The following is a 14,366-nucleotide window of genomic DNA, read 5'->3' on the forward strand; positions in this document are numbered from 1 at the left end:
TTCAAGAGCAGTGGAGATCCTGTGGGAGCGGCTTTAGCCGCGAAGAATCCAGCACCGCCCTCCCGCCCAACCCGACCGAACAAACTATCCTTCAGGAAGGTCAACCTTTAGGCGCGTCATCACCAGATGACAGACCCGAAGACGATCCCGGAGGGATGCTGATCGTGCACATCGCCGACATCACCATGTTCTACGCCCCGGCCAGCGGCGGCGTGCGGACTTACCTCGACGCCAAACACCATCGCCTCGACGCGCTTTCAGGCGTACGCCACAGCCTCCTGATCCCCGGCCCCAGCGCCAGCCATGCCGATGGCATCTACCAGGTCCCCGCACCGCCCCTGCCGTTTGGCAAAGGCTACCGCTTCCCGGTCCGCCTGGCGCCCTGGTGCAACGTGCTGCGCCGCCTCAAGCCCGACCTGATCGAAGTCGGCGACCCCTACCTCACCGCCTGGGCGGCACTGGAAGCCAGGCGCAAGCTCGACGTGCCGGTGATCGGCTTCTACCACTCCGACCTGCCGCTGCTGGTCAGCAACCGCATGGGCAACTGGTTCACGCCCAATGTCGAGGCCTATGTCAGCAAGTTGTATGGCAATTTCGACCGGGTGCTGGCGCCCAGCCTGGTGATGGCCGACAAGCTGCGCCGCCTGGGTGTGCGTGACGTGCATGTGCAGCGCCTGGGGGTCGACCTGCAGACCTTCCATCCCGACCATCGCGACCCACACCTGCGGGCCCAGCTGGGCATCGCCGACACCAGCCGCCTGCTCATCTATGCCGGGCGCGGTTCACGGGAGAAGAACCTGCCGGTGTTGCTCGAATGCATGCATCACCTGGGGCGCCCCTATCACCTGCTGCTGGTCGGCTCGAACATGCCGGCCAGCGTGCCTGAGAACGTCAGTGTCATCGACCAGTTCCGCCCACCGCAGGAGGTCGCCCGCCTGATGGCCAGCGCCGACCTGCTGGTGCACGCCGGCGACCAGGAAACCTTCGGCCTGGTCATTCTCGAAGCCATGGCCAGCGCCACCCCGGTGGTCGCAGTACGCGCCGGAGCCTTCGGCGAGATCATCAACGAACATTGCGGGCGTCTGTGCCAGGCCAACGATGGCCAGGCCATGGCCATGGCCGTATGCGAAGCGTTCGAAGCAGGGGTGCGCAAGCTCGGCGCCCAGGCCCGCCTGCATGTGGAGCAGCACTACTCGTGGGACAACGTGGTGGCTGGCCTGCTGCAACACTACCAGGCCGTGCTCGGCCACCAACCCCAGGTACGCGCCCATGGCTGAGCCGGGAGGGGCCTCGGGCAGCCTGATGCTGGTGCTGCACGATATCGCGCCCGAAACCTGGCCGGACTACCAGCCGTTCGTACAGGCCGTGGACGAGAGGGGCAATGTGCCAATGACCTGGTTGGTGGTGCCAGACTTTCATCACCGCAACCCGCTGACCCGCTCACCGACCTTCTGCCGCCTGCTCGAACGGCGCCTGGCCCGGGGTGACGAACTGGCGTTGCACGGTTTCTACCACGCCGACGACGGGCCCACGCCGCGCAGCCTCGGCGAATACTTCATGCGGCGTATCTACACCCACGAAGGCGAGTTCTATGCCCTTGACCAGGCGCAAGCCCTGCAGCGCCTGGAACAAGGTCTGGCCCTGTTCGCCGGGCAAGGCTGGCCGGTGGCCGGTTTCGTCGCCCCGGGCTGGCTGATGAGCCAAGGCACCCGGCAGGCTCTGAGCCAATTGCCGCTGCGCTACACCAGCACGCCCCAGCACCTGTATCGCTTGCCAGACTTCACCGCGTTCGAGGCGCCGGGGCTGGTATGGAGCGCACGCAGCGCATGGCGCCGAGGCCTGTCGAGGGTGGTCTGTGATTGGCAGTGCCGGCACTGGCGCACAGCTGAAACCCTGCGTCTTGGCTTGCATCCGGTGGACATGCGCCACCGCTCAGCGCGCAACTATTGGCTGCGCACCCTCGACAACCTGCTGCTGCAAGGCCGTGAGCCGCTGACCAAGTCGGCCTGGCTGGAGCGCCAGGTGATCGCATGAACCGCCTCGGCTGGCTGGCCCTGGCACTGGCCGGCGCCTTATTGGTGCCGGCGCTGCTCGGCGGCAACGAACTGCTGCCCAGGCTGGCGACTTTCGACACCAGGCTGTTGCTGATCCTGCTCGGCATGATCCTGCTGTGCTGGATGATCAATGCCATGCGCCTGCGCTTGCTGCTCGGCGAGCAAGCGACGCAGCTTGGCCGTGTGCGCAGCCTCGGCGTGGTGATGGCCACCGAATTCGCCATCTGTACCACCCCTGGCGGCAGCGGCGGCCCGATCACCCTCATGGCCCTGCTCGCCCGTGACCGCATCGGGCCGGCCCGCAGTGGTGCGGTATTTGCCATGGATCAACTGAACGACCTGCTGTTCTTCTTCTGCGCGATGCTGGCGATTGCCGGTTACGCCCTGTTCCACAGCCTGGGGCGCAGCCAGCAAAGCATGTTGTTGGGCAGCGCGTTGCTGCTGTGCGCTGCCCTGGCCATGATCGTCGTACTGCTGCGTTATCGCCGGGCGGTGATGCGCTTCAACGGGCGCTTGCTGCAGCGCCTGGGCATGCCCGGCCAGCGCAAACGCCGCTGGGCCCGCAAGGTTCTGCATTTCATCGACGCCCTGGCACAGACCTGGCAGCTGCCCAAACGTACCCTGGCGCTGGTGTTCACCCTCACCTGCCTGCACTGGAGCCTGCGCTACAGCGTGCTGTACCTGGTGCTGAAGGGTCTGGGGGTGGAGCTGTCGTGGATCCCGAGCTTCCTGGTGCAGATGCTGTCGCTCAGCGCCGGGCAATTCAGCCTGCTGCCAGGTGGCGCCGGTGCCGCCGAGCTGACCTCGGCCAGCCTGCTGACGCCGCTGGTGGGCAGTTCGACAGCCGCAGCGGCGATCGTGATCTGGCGGGCGATCACTTACTACTTTTATCTGCTGGCGGGCGGGCCGGTTTTTGTCTGCCTGCTAGCGCGTCCGTTGCTGGAGCGTTGGCGACGTCAGGCGGGTTGAGCTGACGCCACAGTTCAGCAGCATCGGGGAAGTCGGTGCCGTCGTCGTCGCTCAGGGCTTCGGGGTCGTAGCGGGCCAGGCAGCCTTCGCCGAGGGTGGGAGGAGTTGAGGCAGTGGGTTTGTTGCGTGAGATTGCCATCATGTTCTCCGCAAAGCATTGGGGGCCGCGATGCAGCCCCCGCAGTGGTATCAGTCAAAAACCACAGTCTTGTTGCCGTGCACCAGCACGCGGTCTTCCAGGTGATAGCGCAGGCCGCGGGCCAGCACCATCTTCTCGACGTCACGGCCGAAGCGGACCATGTCTTCGATGCTATCGGCATGGCTCACACGCACCACGTCCTGCTCGATGATCGGGCCGGCATCCAGCTCTTCGGTCACGTAGTGGCAGGTTGCACCGATCAGCTTCACGCCACGCAGGGCCGCCTGGTGATACGGCTTGGCGCCAACGAACGACGGCAGGAAGCTGTGGTGGATGTTGATGACTTTTTCGGCATAGTCCTGGCACAGCTGCGGCGGCAGGATTTGCATGTAACGCGCCAGCACCACCACGTCAGCCGCGTGCTCCTGGACCAGGCGCGACACTTCGGCAAAGGCCGGGGCCTTGTCCTTGGGGTCGACCGGCACGTGGAAGAACGGAATGCCATGCCACTCGACCATGCTGCGCAGGTCGTTGTGGTTGGAAATCACACAAGGGATCTCGCAATCCAGTTCATCGGTGTGCCAGCGGTGCAGCAGGTCGGCCAGGCAGTGCGATTCGCGGCTGGCCATCAGCACCACGCGCTTCTTCTGCGCCGAGTCGGTGATACGCCAGGTCATGGAGAACTCTTCGGCGATCGGCGCGAAGGCCTCGCGGAACGCCTCGATACCGAAAGGCAGCGACTCGGCGCGGATTTCATGGCGCATGAAGAACCAGCCGCTCTGCTCATCGGAGTGGTGGCTGGCTTCGTTGATCCAGCCATTGTACAAGGCCAGGAAATTACTGACTTTCGCCACGATGCCAACACGGTCGGGGCAGGCGATCACCAGACGATAGGTGCGCATGAATTAAGACTCCAGAACTTCGCAAAGGCGCTCATTCTAGCGGCCCGACCAAAAAAACGCAGTAATCATTGCGCCCGCCGGTAGCGCCATGCCCGGGAAGACAGGGCGAAAACCGCGCTACTACAGCCTGATGACAATCAGGACGAACTGCAGGGCCATATGTAAATTTTTCTTAATCTTGAGATATTTTGTCACAGGGCTACTAACAGTTAAGTGCCGAATAATATGTTTACTTGAGAGTATCGCCTGTCTATTATTGCCCCACACATTTCTGAACACGCATTAAAGGAACACTCCATGTCCCTGATCAACGAGTACCGCGCTACCGAAGAGGCCATCAAGGAACTTCAGGCCCGCCTGGCCAACCTGTCGCAGGATGACAAGCTGAAGAAAGAACTGGAGTTCGAAGGCAAACTGCGCACCCTGATGGGCGAGTACTCCAAGTCGCTGCGCGACGTCATCGCCCTGCTCGACCCAGAGTCGAAACTGAGCAAAGCACCACGTGGCGCTGCCAAACCTGTCGCTACCAAGCGTGCGCGCAAGGTCAAGCAATACAAGAACCCGCACAACGGTGAAGTGATCGAAACCAAAGGCGGCAACCACAAGACCCTGAAAGAATGGAAAGCCAAATGGGGTGGTGACGTGGTTGAAAGCTGGGCGACCCTGCTGGACTGATTGTCCACAGCAACGTTTTGTATATACAAACAAGAACGCCGGCATGATGCCGGCGTTTTTGTTTGTTCACTCAACAGCTGATAGCAAACTGCTCACGCAAGTTACTGGCATGCACCTGCCAGGCGTCCAGCACTCGCCGCCCGGCCTCGTCGGCATTGGCCCAGGCGCTCAGCCTGGCCTGCTCGAAATCACCCAGCGTGTTCGGTGCCCCCCACTGCGGGTCGCTCAGGCGCTGCTGGCAGAAGCCATACCAGCGCTGGCGCTCTTCACTGTTCAACGTCTCGGGGAAGTTTCGCGCGCGGTAGCGGAACAACAACTCCGGCAGGCGGGGATCATCGAACATCCAATGGCCATGCCCTAATTGCGCAGGGTCCAGCGTGCGAACTTGCTCGCACAGGCGACGGTCACGATCACCGATGAAACCGTCATACAACTGCTGTTCCGGGTCTTCAACCGCAGCGAAGTCCTCCTTGCCGTAGATATGCTCAAGCTTGTCTTGCCATTCAGCCTGTTGATTAGCCAACTGTTCAGCACGTGATTGCATCAGTGCCAGATCGATGCCCAGTCGCTGCTGATCGGAAGGGCGCAATACCGAAAGCGGCGCGACTACCGGGCAGCGATTGATCTGCACCAACTTGAGCGGCACCGGTAATTGTCCTTCAGATAGTTCCTCATGCCGTGTGTACAAACGCTCGCGCAGTACCTCGGCACTTTCCCTTATTAACGGTAGGGTTTCCTGATGCAGGTCGCACACAATCAGTGCATTGCGATTACGCGGGTGCCAGGCCAATGGCAGGACCACCCCCAGATAATTACGCGCCGCGGAAAAGCGCCCGGATATATGCACCAGCGGCTGCAATAGACGGATCTGCTCCATCACTTTGTGCTTGCTGCGCAACTGGAACAGCCACTCATACAACTTGGGTTGTTGCTGCCTTATCAGGCGTGCCAGGGCAATCGTGGCCCGTACGTCGGAAAGCGCTTCATGGGCATGCCCATGGTCGATGCCATTGGCCTGGCTGAGCAATTCAAGACGCAGGCTGGTGCGCCCGTCCTGTTGCGGCCAGACGATGCCTTCCGGACGCAGGGCATAGGCAGTGCGCACCACGTCGATCAGGTCCCAGCGGCTGTTGCCGCCCTGCCACTCGCGGGCATAAGGGTCGAAGAAGTTGCGGTACAGGCTGTAGCGGGTCACTTCATCGTCGAAGCGCAGGGTGTTGTAGCCGGCAGCGCATGTGCCAGGGCGCGCCAGCTGCGCGTGGACCCGGGTCATGAACTCGGCTTCGCACAGGCCCTGGTTGGCGAGTTGCTCGGGGGTGATGCCGGTGACCAGACAGGCGGCCGGGTGCGGCAGAATATCGTCCGAAGGGCGGCAATAGAGGTTGATTGGCTCTTCGATCTCGTTGAGTTCGAAATCGGTGCGCACACCAGCGACCTGCAGCGGCCGGTCGCAGCGCGGGTTGATGCCAGTGGTTTCGTAGTCGTGCCAGAAGATGCTGGAAGTCACGGGGTCGTCCTGTTTCGAGGTCGACCCGATTTTAGCGGAGACAGGCTCAGGCGGAAGCGTTGGCGGGGCGGAAACTGAAATAGTCGCGCAACGAGCGGACGAATTCATCGTATTCGCGCGGCGCCTGCAGCAGCATGAAACCGGAGTCGTAGTGGCCCGGGGTCTGGTCTTCGCGGCACCACAGGCAACTGGCGGTCAGGTTGATGAACTGAAACCCGCCACCGGCCAGTGGCAGGCGCAATTGCAGCTCGAAGTCCGGGCCGACCAGCACAGGCAGCGAGCTGATCAGCATGATCCCGTCTTCGGAGGCATTGCCCAGTTGACCGATCGGCTGATCGGTAAAGCGGTTGTAGACCTTCAGCACACAAGGCAACTGATGGCGTTCGATATGGCGCTGGATGAACATGATCGCGAGTGCAGTCCCGTACCTGATGCCAGGAATGCAAGGTACTGGCGGTTGTTGTAACAGCTGAGTTACAGATTAGCGCAGCGCGCCGGGCAAATCCCGTGAAATTAATGACACCTTGGTGTTAACGCCAAGTAGGGGTATTCACCGGGTTGGCCACCGCGGCCTCTGCACCCCGATAGTGCCCGAGCTTCTGCAGGGTCTCCAGGCGCGCCTTGGCCCGGTAGGCGTATTCATTGCCCGGGTACTGCTGGATCAGGTACTCGTAGGTCTGCGCGGCATCCACATAAAGCATGTCGCGCTCCAGGCACTGGCCACGCAGCAGTGACACTTCCGGGTGGATGAACGGTCGCGCACGGCTGGTGCGGTCGACCTGCGACAACTCCAGCATGACCTTCGAACAATCGCCCCGGTCATAGGCGCGGTAGGCGTTGTTCAGGTGGTGGTCCATGGACCAGCGGGTGCAGCCGACGGTGCTGGCCGCCAGGGCGATTATGATCAGGGCGCGCATGGGGTATCTCCTTTGATGCCTGTTTATCGGCCATTGCCGGCAAATCTTCACAGCCTTTTGCAAGGATACTCCCGCCCGTTCAAATGCCACCCTGCGTTGGTCGCAGGTAGTGCAACGGAACAATGACTACAGCGCAATTGAGGAGTAGCCTTTCGCTGCGCTTCACTATAGGAGTCTGTGCATGAGCATCCGCCGTACCAAAATCGTCGCCACCCTTGGCCCCGCCAGCAACTCGCCGGAAGTGATCGAACAGCTGATCCTCGCCGGCCTGGACGTGGCACGCTTGAACTTCTCCCACGGCACTCCGGACGAGCACAAGGCGCGCGCCCGCCTGATCCGTGACATCGCCGCCAAGAACGGCCGCCATGTCGCACTGCTGGGCGACCTGCAGGGTCCGAAGATCCGCATCGCCAAGTTCGCCAACAAGCGCATCGAACTGAAGATCGGTGACAAGTTCACCTTCTCCACCGCCCACCCGCTGACCGAAGGCAACCAGGACATCGTCGGTATCGACTATCCCGACCTGGTCAAGGACTGCGGCGTCGGTGACGAACTGCTGCTCGACGACGGCCGTGTGGTCATGCGCGTCGAAACCGCCACCGCAGACGCCCTGCACTGCGTGGTGATCATCGGTGGCCCGCTGTCGGACCACAAAGGCATCAACCGCAAAGGTGGCGGCCTGACCGCGCCGGCCCTGACCGAAAAAGACAAGGCCGACATCAAGCTGGCTGCGGAAATGGACCTGGACTACCTGGCTGTCTCCTTCCCGCGTGACGCCAGCGACATGGAATACGCCCGCAAGCTGCGTGACGAAGCCGGCGGCAGCGCCTGGCTGGTGGCCAAGATCGAGCGCGCCGAAGCCGTTGCCGACGACGAAACCCTCGACAAGCTGATCCTCGCTTCCGACGCCGTCATGGTTGCCCGTGGCGACCTGGGCGTGGAAATCGGCGACGCCGAGCTGATCGCCATCCAGAAGAAGATCATCCAGCACGCCCGCCGCAACAACAAGGCGGTGATCGTAGCGACCCAGATGATGGAGTCGATGATCCAGAACCCGATGCCGACCCGCGCCGAAGTGTCCGACGTGGCCAACGCCGTGCTGGACAACACCGACGCGGTGATGCTGTCGGCCGAAAGCGCCGCCGGTTCGTACCCGATCGAAGCCGTACAGGCCATGGCCCGTATCTGCTCCGGTGCCGAAAAGCACCCGACCAGCCAGAAGTCCAGCCACCGCCTGCACACCACCTTCGAGCGTTGCGACGAGAGCATCGCCCTGGCGGCCATGTACACCGCCAACCACTTCCCAGGCGTGAAAGCGATCATCGCCCTGACCGAAAGTGGCTACACCCCGCTGATCATGTCGCGCCTGCGCTCGCATGTGCCGATCTTCGCGCTGTCGCCGCACCGCGCCACCCAGGCCCGTGCCAACATGTTCCGCGGCGTCTACCCGATCGCCTTCGACCCGGCTTCGCTGCCGGCGGACAAGGTCAGCCAGGCAGCCGTCGACGAGCTGCTCAAGCGCGGACTGGTGGAGCAAGGTGACTGGGTGATCCTGACCAAGGGTGACAGCTACCACACCATCGGTGGCACCAACGGCATGAAGATCCTGCACGTCGGTGATCCGCTGGTCGGCTGATGCCTTCCGGGGCCGCTTTGCGGCCCAATCGCGACACAAGGCCGCTCCTACAGGCGTTTGCATTTCCCTGTAGGAGCGGCCTTGCCGGGGCGCCGGACCGGTCGGAAAGGAGGGCAAAGCCCTCCCCTGCTCATTCAGGCATGCTCGACGAACACATCAGCAAACACCTGCCCCCGCGGCACCCCGGCAATGAACAGCCGCCGGGCAAACCGCTCGACGCTACTTGGCGCACCGCACACCAGCGCCACTGTCTGCCGCGATGACGGCCGCAACCCTGCCAACGCCTCCTCCATCTGCTCCGCGAGCACCAGCTCGATTTTCACGCCCTGCAGTTGCATCAACGGCTCAGCCAGATAGTGCCCAACGCTATCTCGCGCCACATGCACCACCCGAATCTCCCCTTGATGCCCCTGGCGCATCGCTTCGCGCAAGATGCCCCACAACGGCGCCAAGCCGGTGCCCGCTGCCAGCAACCAGAGCGGCCGCGCCTGCCAGTCCGGGTCATAATGCAGCGCCCCGCCCCTTAGCTCACCGAGGCGCAACTCGTCGCCTACCTGCAACCCACGGGCCTTGTCACTAAAGGCACCCGGCCGCTGGCAGTCGATATGAAACTCCAGAAAATCTTCTTCGCCCGGCAGGCTGGCCAATGAATAAGGCCTTGCAACAGGCCCGTCCCACAACACCACATGCTGCCCCGTCTGATAACGCAGCGCCCTTTCCGGTCGCAGCCGCAAGCGCAGCACATCGCCAAACCAGCCCACTGCGCAGACCCGCGCTGGCACGCCATCCTGTTGCGGGTCGAACACCGCCACGCGCAGGTCCTCGACCACCCGGCACTGGCAGGCCAGGCGCCAGCCCTGGGCATGCTTGTCCAGCGCCAGAGCCTCGGGCAAGGCGTCCACCGGCTGCCCTTGCAGGCAATGCACCAGGCAGGCGTGGCAACTGCCGGCACGGCAGCTGTAGGGCACATTGAGCCCGGCCTCGTTCAAGGCATCGAGCAGGTTGCTGCCGGTCGGCACCGCCCAGCGGCGCGTGCCCACGCAAAGTTCGGGCATGGTAAGTCTGTCTCCATCGATCACCGGGTCACTGTATGCCAAGCGCGCATTGGCAGCAAAAAGGATGCCTGCCAACTGCCGACCATGGTCCAGACCACGCGCAGGTGTTTCGCGCGGTGAGGCGCGCTATACTGCCGCGCCCTTTTGCGTCGGCCAGCCTGCCGGCGCGCCTTGCAAGGCGCTTCGACACGCTGGTCGGCACCGTCGAGCGTCTTTTTGAATGTTCCCGTCTTTAAGAGGAGCGCGCTGCATGACCGTGATCAAGCAAGACGACCTGATTCAGAGCGTCGCCGACGCCCTGCAATTCATCTCGTACTACCACCCCGTCGATTTCATCCAGGCGATGCACGAGGCCTACCTGCGCGAAGAGTCGCCAGCGGCACGCGACTCCATCGCCCAGATCCTGATCAACTCGCGCATGTGCGCCACCGGCCACCGCCCGATCTGCCAGGACACCGGTATCGTCACCGTGTTCGTGCGCGTGGGCATGGACGTGCGCTGGGACGGCGCCACCCTGAGCGTCGACGACATGATCAACGAAGGTGTGCGTCGCGCCTACAACCTGCCTGAAAACGTCCTGCGCGCCTCGATCCTGGCCGACCCGGCCGGTGCCCGCAAGAACACCAAGGACAACACCCCGGCCGTCATCCACTACTCCATCGTCCCTGGCGACAAGGTCGAGGTCGACGTTGCAGCCAAAGGCGGCGGCTCGGAGAACAAGTCGAAGATGGCCATGCTCAACCCGTCCGACTCGATCGTCGACTGGGTGCTCAAGACCGTCCCGACCATGGGCGCTGGCTGGTGCCCGCCTGGCATGCTCGGCATCGGCATCGGCGGTACCGCCGAGAAGGCCGCGGTAATGGCCAAGGAAGTGTTGATGGAGTCCATCGACATCCACGAACTGAAAGCCCGTGGCCCACAGAACCGCCTGGAAGAGATCCGCCTGGAGCTGTTCGAGAAGGTCAACCAGCTGGGCATCGGCGCCCAGGGCCTGGGCGGCCTGACCACCGTGCTCGACGTCAAGATCATGGACTACCCGACCCACGCGGCTTCGCTGCCGGTCTGCATGATCCCTAACTGCGCCGCCACCCGCCACGCCCACTTCGTGCTCGACGGCTCCGGCCCGGCCGAGCTGGAAGCGCCGTCGCTGGACGCCTACCCGGAAATCGTCTGGGAAGCCGGCCCGAGCGCCCGCCGCGTCAACCTCGACGACATCACCCCTGAGGAAGTCGCCAGCTGGAAGCCGGGCGAGACCATCCTGCTCAACGGCAAGATGCTCACCGGCCGCGACGCCGCGCACAAGCGCATGGTCGAGATGCTCAACCGCGGTGAAGAACTGCCGGTGGACCTGAAAGGTCGCTTCATCTACTACGTCGGCCCGGTCGACCCGGTTGGTGACGAAGTGGTAGGCCCAGCCGGCCCGACCACTGCCACCCGCATGGACAAGTTCACCCGCCAGATCCTCGAACAGACCGGCCTGCTGGGCATGATCGGCAAGTCCGAGCGTGGCCCGACCGCGATCGAAGCGATCAAGGACAACAAGGCCGTGTACCTGATGGCCGTGGGTGGCGCTGCCTACCTGGTGGCCCAGGCCATCCGCAAGTCGAAGGTCCTGGCCTTCGCCGAGCTGGGCATGGAAGCGATCTACGAGTTCGAGGTCAAAGACATGCCGGTGACCGTCGCGGTCGACAGCAACGGTGAGTCGGTGCACATCACTGGCCCTGCCCTGTGGCAGAGCAAGATTGCCCAAAGCCTGGCAGTCGAAGTGAAGTAAACCTGCTGTAACGGCGGCGCCTGCTTCGCGGGCACGCCCGCTCCCACAAGTACAGCTCAAGCTTGAAGGCTACGCTGTACCTGTGGGAGCGGGCATGCTCGCGAAGCAGGCGCCGCCGCTCTCACAGAAGTCTCTCGAACTGTTCCGGCCAGTCCCTGCGGGTAAACACTTGCCCTTCCCGCCTCACCCGCCGCACTTCCTCAAGATCCACCTCACACACCAGCCACTGGCTGCTCACCGGGCTCATCGCCCCACTCAGCGCAACCACCCCGTCTCCCGGCATCCCATGATCCGGCGGAACGAACAGCCCAGCCCGGCCGATGTTCTCATCCAGTGCCGGCGACCAGGGCGCCACCCCCACCGTCGGGCTCTGCAACACGGCAATCTGGTTTTCCAGTGCCCGTGCCTGCGCGCCAATGCGTACCCGATGGTAGCCTGCCTCGGTATCGGTGCAGCTCGGCGCCAGGATCAGGTCGACACCACCCTCGGCCAGGCGCCGCGCCAGCATCGGGAACTCGTTGTCATAGCAGATCAGGATGCCCAGGCGGCCAAGCGCGGTGTCGAACACCTGCAGGCCATGACCTGCGGCAATGCCCCACTGCTCCCGCTCGAAGCGGGTCATCATCAGTTTGTCCTGATAGCCGAGCACGCCCTCGGGGCCGAACAGCCAGGCACGGTTGCGGTATTGCCCGTCGCGGTCGAGCACCGGCAGGCTGCCCGGCTGCAGGTAGATGCCCCAGCGCCGGGCAAGCCCTTCGCACAACGCCAACCAGGGCTCGATCAGCGGCTGGATGCCGGCGATCGAGGCCTTGAGGTCACCACGCTGTTCGGCCGGCAACTGGCCGCTGAGCACCAGCCCGGCGTATTCCGGCAACAGCAGCAGCTGGGCGCTTGCCGCCACCGCCTCGGCACACAAGGCCTGCAGATGCTCGGCATAGGCGTCCCAGGTTTCATGCAGCTCGATGGCGTACTGGCACGCCGCGAGGCGGATCAAATGGGCAGCTCCTTGGTCCAGAACGACATGATCTTTTCCGAGCTTTCCGACTCGTCCAAATCACGCCAGGCGTAGCTCGTGCGCAAGGCCGGGTCATGCAGGAAGCCGCGATTGCGCCAGAACCCGTGCAGCGGCTTGTAGTCGGCAGGCCGGCGCGGATGCACACCCGGGCGCTCCACGGCACAGAACGCGCAGAAGTCGAATTCGGCCAGTTTGTGGGCATAGGACTCGCGCTCGATGAAAAAGCGCACGCCCAGGCCCCGGCCACGGTACGCCGGCAGTACCAGCGACTCACCGAAGTAGTAGACGCTGGCCGGGTCGCGCCCCAGCGCCAGGAATGGCTGCTGGAACTGCGGAGCCACATCCACCAGCGGCAGGCCGGTGGAGGCGCCAACCACCTGGCCGTCGTCCAGGGCCAGCACCACCAGGCTGCGCCCGGAACGGGTGTAGCTGGCCAGGTAGTCGGCCTCGTACTCCGGGGTGCCGTCGTAGAGGTAGGGGAACTCGCGGAACACGGTCAGGCGCAGGCGAGCGAGGTCATCGATGTAAGGCGCGATAGCGGCGCCGTGCAACAGGCGTATTTCCATGCTTGGCGGTCGTTTTGTCGATGTGGATGACGCGCTCGGCTAAGCCGGGCTTGAGGGGAAACCCTATCATCCGAGCCAGCACACTGCCTTTTCCCTACACGACAGGAATTGTTCCATGACCGCTACCGAACTGGTAAATGCTTACTACGCTGCCTTCAATGCTGGCGACATGCCGGCCTTCCTGGCACTGCTCAGCGAAGACGTGATCCACGACATCAACCAGGGCGAGCGGCACATGGGCAAAGCGAAGTTCGCTGCGTTCATGGACAAGATGAACCGCTGCTACCGCGAGCGCCTGGCCGATATCGTGGTGATGCAGAACGCCGATGGCAGCCGGGCGGCGGCGGAGTTCACCGTACATGGCGAATACCTGGCCGACGACGAAGGCTTGCCGGCAGCCAATGGGCAGACCTACGTGCTGCCGGCGGGGGCCTTCTTCTACATCCACTGCGGCAAGATTGCCCGGGTCACCAACTACTACAACCTCAATGACTGGGTCGAACAGGTTGCCTGACGCAACACGGCCCCTGTGGGAGCGTCCGTCAGGCGATACGGGTGCCAAGCACCTTGAGGAAGGCGGCCAGCCAGGCCGGGTGCGCCGGCCAGGCGGGCGCGGTCACCAGGTTACCATCGACATGCGCCTGGTCCACCGCGATATCGATGAACGTGCCACCGGCCAGGCGCACTTCCGGCGCACAGGCCGGATACGCACTGCACTCGCGCCCTTCCAGCACACCCGCCGCCGCCAGCAGCTGCGCGCCATGGCACACCGCCGCAATCGGCTTGCCGGCCTGGTCGAACGCCCTCACCAGCTCCAGCACCTTCTCATCCAGGCGCAGGTACTCCGGCGCACGGCCGCCAGGGATCAGCAACGCGTCATAACCCTCGGCCCGTACCCGCACAAAATCGTAGTTCAGGGCAAAGTTGTGCCCTGGCTTTTCGCTGTAGGTCTGCTCGCCTTCGAAATCATGAATCGCCGTGCGCACGGTCTGCCCCGCGACCTTTTCCGGGCATACCGCATGCACCGTGTGCCCGACCATGCTCAGCGCCTGGAACGGCACCATGGCCTCGTAATCTTCGACATAGTCGCCAACCAGCATGAGAATCTTCTTCGCCGTCATCGCACCCACTCCTTCGATTGCCTAGGGACAGTCACT

16 protein-coding genes are annotated in these 14,366 nt (G+C 63.4%); 7 read left to right on the forward strand and 9 right to left on the reverse strand.

The genetic code is table 11. The features are described from left to right. Positions 1-155 precede the first annotated feature (155 nt). From J7573_RS01945 to J7573_RS01955, 3 genes are read left to right on the forward strand one after another with little or no spacing between them, the layout of a single operon-like run. Positions 156-1,277 carry a glycosyltransferase family 1 protein gene (locus J7573_RS01945; protein WP_294324846.1) on the forward strand — a complete coding sequence of 374 codons (1,122 nt, stop codon included), beginning with the start codon at positions 156-158 and terminating at the stop codon, positions 1,275-1,277. Next, a complete protein-coding gene (locus J7573_RS01950; protein WP_294324847.1) occupies positions 1,270-2,034 on the forward strand; it encodes a DUF2334 domain-containing protein in 765 nt (254 codons plus the stop codon). Before J7573_RS01945 ends, J7573_RS01950 begins: the two co-directional genes overlap by 8 nt. After that, positions 2,031-3,023 (forward strand): lysylphosphatidylglycerol synthase transmembrane domain-containing protein, encoded by a 993-nt coding sequence (locus tag J7573_RS01955; RefSeq protein WP_294324848.1) that lies wholly within the window; start codon positions 2,031-2,033, stop codon positions 3,021-3,023. The genes J7573_RS01950 and J7573_RS01955 overlap by 4 nt, the downstream gene beginning before the upstream one ends. Here the strand turns inward: J7573_RS01955 and J7573_RS01960 are convergent. Both J7573_RS01960 and purU read right to left on the reverse strand, forming a co-directional pair. Beyond that, on the reverse strand, positions 2,929-3,162 hold the full coding sequence (locus J7573_RS01960; RefSeq protein ID WP_294324849.1) for a hypothetical protein: 234 nt from the start codon (positions 3,160-3,162) through the stop codon (positions 2,929-2,931). The two genes, J7573_RS01955 and J7573_RS01960, sit on opposite strands and share 95 nt — an antisense overlap. A gap of 50 nt (positions 3,163-3,212) precedes the next feature. Then, positions 3,213-4,064, reverse strand: coding sequence for a formyltetrahydrofolate deformylase (gene purU / locus J7573_RS01965; protein WP_023378897.1), 852 nt, complete (start codon positions 4,062-4,064; stop codon positions 3,213-3,215). Positions 4,065-4,361: 297 nt separating this feature from the next. Here purU and mvaT point away from each other — a divergent pair, with 297 nt between their 5' ends. After that, entirely contained in the window at positions 4,362-4,739 is a 378-nt protein-coding gene (mvaT, locus tag J7573_RS01970) for a histone-like nucleoid-structuring protein MvaT (RefSeq protein ID WP_027917937.1), read from the forward strand. Positions 4,740-4,809: 70 nt separating this feature from the next. Here mvaT and sbcB read toward each other — a convergent pair whose 3' ends face one another. The 3 genes from sbcB to J7573_RS01985 form a co-directional block, all read right to left on the reverse strand. Next, positions 4,810-6,246 carry an exodeoxyribonuclease I gene (gene sbcB / locus J7573_RS01975; RefSeq protein WP_294324850.1) on the reverse strand — a complete coding sequence of 479 codons (1,437 nt, stop codon included), beginning with the start codon at positions 6,244-6,246 and terminating at the stop codon, positions 4,810-4,812. A gap of 46 nt (positions 6,247-6,292) precedes the next feature. Then, complete coding sequence (locus tag J7573_RS01980; protein ID WP_294324851.1) at positions 6,293-6,652, reverse strand: PilZ domain-containing protein; 360 nt, start codon at positions 6,650-6,652, stop codon at positions 6,293-6,295. A gap of 124 nt (positions 6,653-6,776) precedes the next feature. Continuing rightward, on the reverse strand, positions 6,777-7,163 hold the full coding sequence (locus tag J7573_RS01985) for a tetratricopeptide repeat protein (protein WP_110635943.1): 387 nt from the start codon (positions 7,161-7,163) through the stop codon (positions 6,777-6,779). A 181-nt stretch (positions 7,164-7,344) separates the two neighbouring features. Between J7573_RS01985 and pyk the strand changes: the two genes are divergently transcribed. Beyond that, positions 7,345-8,799: a pyruvate kinase gene (gene pyk, locus J7573_RS01990; protein WP_110635940.1), complete on the forward strand. Its 1,455-nt coding sequence runs from the start codon at positions 7,345-7,347 to the stop codon at positions 8,797-8,799. A gap of 134 nt (positions 8,800-8,933) precedes the next feature. Here pyk and J7573_RS01995 read toward each other — a convergent pair whose 3' ends face one another. Further along, on the reverse strand, positions 8,934-9,854 hold the full coding sequence (locus J7573_RS01995) for an iron-sulfur-binding ferredoxin reductase (protein ID WP_294324852.1): 921 nt from the start codon (positions 9,852-9,854) through the stop codon (positions 8,934-8,936). A 250-nt stretch (positions 9,855-10,104) separates the two neighbouring features. Here J7573_RS01995 and J7573_RS02000 point away from each other — a divergent pair, with 250 nt between their 5' ends. After that, a complete protein-coding gene (locus J7573_RS02000; RefSeq protein ID WP_012274004.1) occupies positions 10,105-11,628 on the forward strand; it encodes a fumarate hydratase in 1,524 nt (507 codons plus the stop codon). Positions 11,629-11,749: 121 nt separating this feature from the next. Here J7573_RS02000 and J7573_RS02005 read toward each other — a convergent pair whose 3' ends face one another. Both J7573_RS02005 and J7573_RS02010 read right to left on the reverse strand, forming a co-directional pair. After that, positions 11,750-12,622, reverse strand: coding sequence for a carbon-nitrogen hydrolase family protein (locus J7573_RS02005; protein ID WP_294324853.1), 873 nt, complete (start codon positions 12,620-12,622; stop codon positions 11,750-11,752). Further along, positions 12,619-13,209, reverse strand: coding sequence for a GNAT family N-acetyltransferase (locus J7573_RS02010; protein ID WP_294324854.1), 591 nt, complete (start codon positions 13,207-13,209; stop codon positions 12,619-12,621). Before J7573_RS02010 ends, J7573_RS02005 begins: the two co-directional genes overlap by 4 nt. 115 nt (positions 13,210-13,324) lie before the next feature. Here J7573_RS02010 and J7573_RS02015 point away from each other — a divergent pair, with 115 nt between their 5' ends. Further along, positions 13,325-13,723, forward strand: coding sequence for a nuclear transport factor 2 family protein (locus tag J7573_RS02015; RefSeq protein WP_110635927.1), 399 nt, complete (start codon positions 13,325-13,327; stop codon positions 13,721-13,723). A 28-nt stretch (positions 13,724-13,751) separates the two neighbouring features. On the opposite strand, the gene J7573_RS02020 is transcribed toward J7573_RS02015, so the two are convergent. Beyond that, complete coding sequence (locus J7573_RS02020) at positions 13,752-14,330, reverse strand: DJ-1/PfpI family protein (RefSeq protein ID WP_054885073.1); 579 nt, start codon at positions 14,328-14,330, stop codon at positions 13,752-13,754. Between the last annotated feature and the right edge of the window lie 36 nt (positions 14,331-14,366).

The sequence above is a fragment of the Pseudomonas sp. genome (genome assembly GCF_017744435.1).
Lineage (GTDB): Bacteria > Pseudomonadota > Gammaproteobacteria > Pseudomonadales > Pseudomonadaceae > Aquipseudomonas.

What these genes read in the sequence shown, in the direction of transcription:
- J7573_RS01945 (WP_294324846.1), top strand. Translation starts at nt 156, where the DNA reads ATGCTGATCGTGCACATCGCCGACATCACCATGTTCTACGCCCCGGCC.
- J7573_RS01950 (WP_294324847.1), top strand. Translation starts at nt 1,270, where the DNA reads ATGGCTGAGCCGGGAGGGGCCTCGGGCAGCCTGATGCTGGTGCTGCAC.
- J7573_RS01955 (WP_294324848.1), top strand. Translation starts at nt 2,031, where the DNA reads ATGAACCGCCTCGGCTGGCTGGCCCTGGCACTGGCCGGCGCCTTATTG.
- J7573_RS01960 (WP_294324849.1), bottom strand. Translation starts at nt 3,162, where the DNA reads ATGGCAATCTCACGCAACAAACCCACTGCCTCAACTCCTCCCACCCTC.
- purU (WP_023378897.1), bottom strand. Translation starts at nt 4,064, where the DNA reads ATGCGCACCTATCGTCTGGTGATCGCCTGCCCCGACCGTGTTGGCATC.
- mvaT (WP_027917937.1), top strand. Translation starts at nt 4,362, where the DNA reads ATGTCCCTGATCAACGAGTACCGCGCTACCGAAGAGGCCATCAAGGAA.
- J7573_RS01980 (WP_294324851.1), bottom strand. Translation starts at nt 6,652, where the DNA reads ATGTTCATCCAGCGCCATATCGAACGCCATCAGTTGCCTTGTGTGCTG.
- J7573_RS01985 (WP_110635943.1), bottom strand. Translation starts at nt 7,163, where the DNA reads ATGCGCGCCCTGATCATAATCGCCCTGGCGGCCAGCACCGTCGGCTGC.
- pyk (WP_110635940.1), top strand. Translation starts at nt 7,345, where the DNA reads ATGAGCATCCGCCGTACCAAAATCGTCGCCACCCTTGGCCCCGCCAGC.
- J7573_RS01995 (WP_294324852.1), bottom strand. Translation starts at nt 9,854, where the DNA reads ATGCCCGAACTTTGCGTGGGCACGCGCCGCTGGGCGGTGCCGACCGGC.
- J7573_RS02000 (WP_012274004.1), top strand. Translation starts at nt 10,105, where the DNA reads ATGACCGTGATCAAGCAAGACGACCTGATTCAGAGCGTCGCCGACGCC.
- J7573_RS02010 (WP_294324854.1), bottom strand. Translation starts at nt 13,209, where the DNA reads ATGGAAATACGCCTGTTGCACGGCGCCGCTATCGCGCCTTACATCGAT.
- J7573_RS02015 (WP_110635927.1), top strand. Translation starts at nt 13,325, where the DNA reads ATGACCGCTACCGAACTGGTAAATGCTTACTACGCTGCCTTCAATGCT.
- J7573_RS02020 (WP_054885073.1), bottom strand. Translation starts at nt 14,330, where the DNA reads ATGACGGCGAAGAAGATTCTCATGCTGGTTGGCGACTATGTCGAAGAT.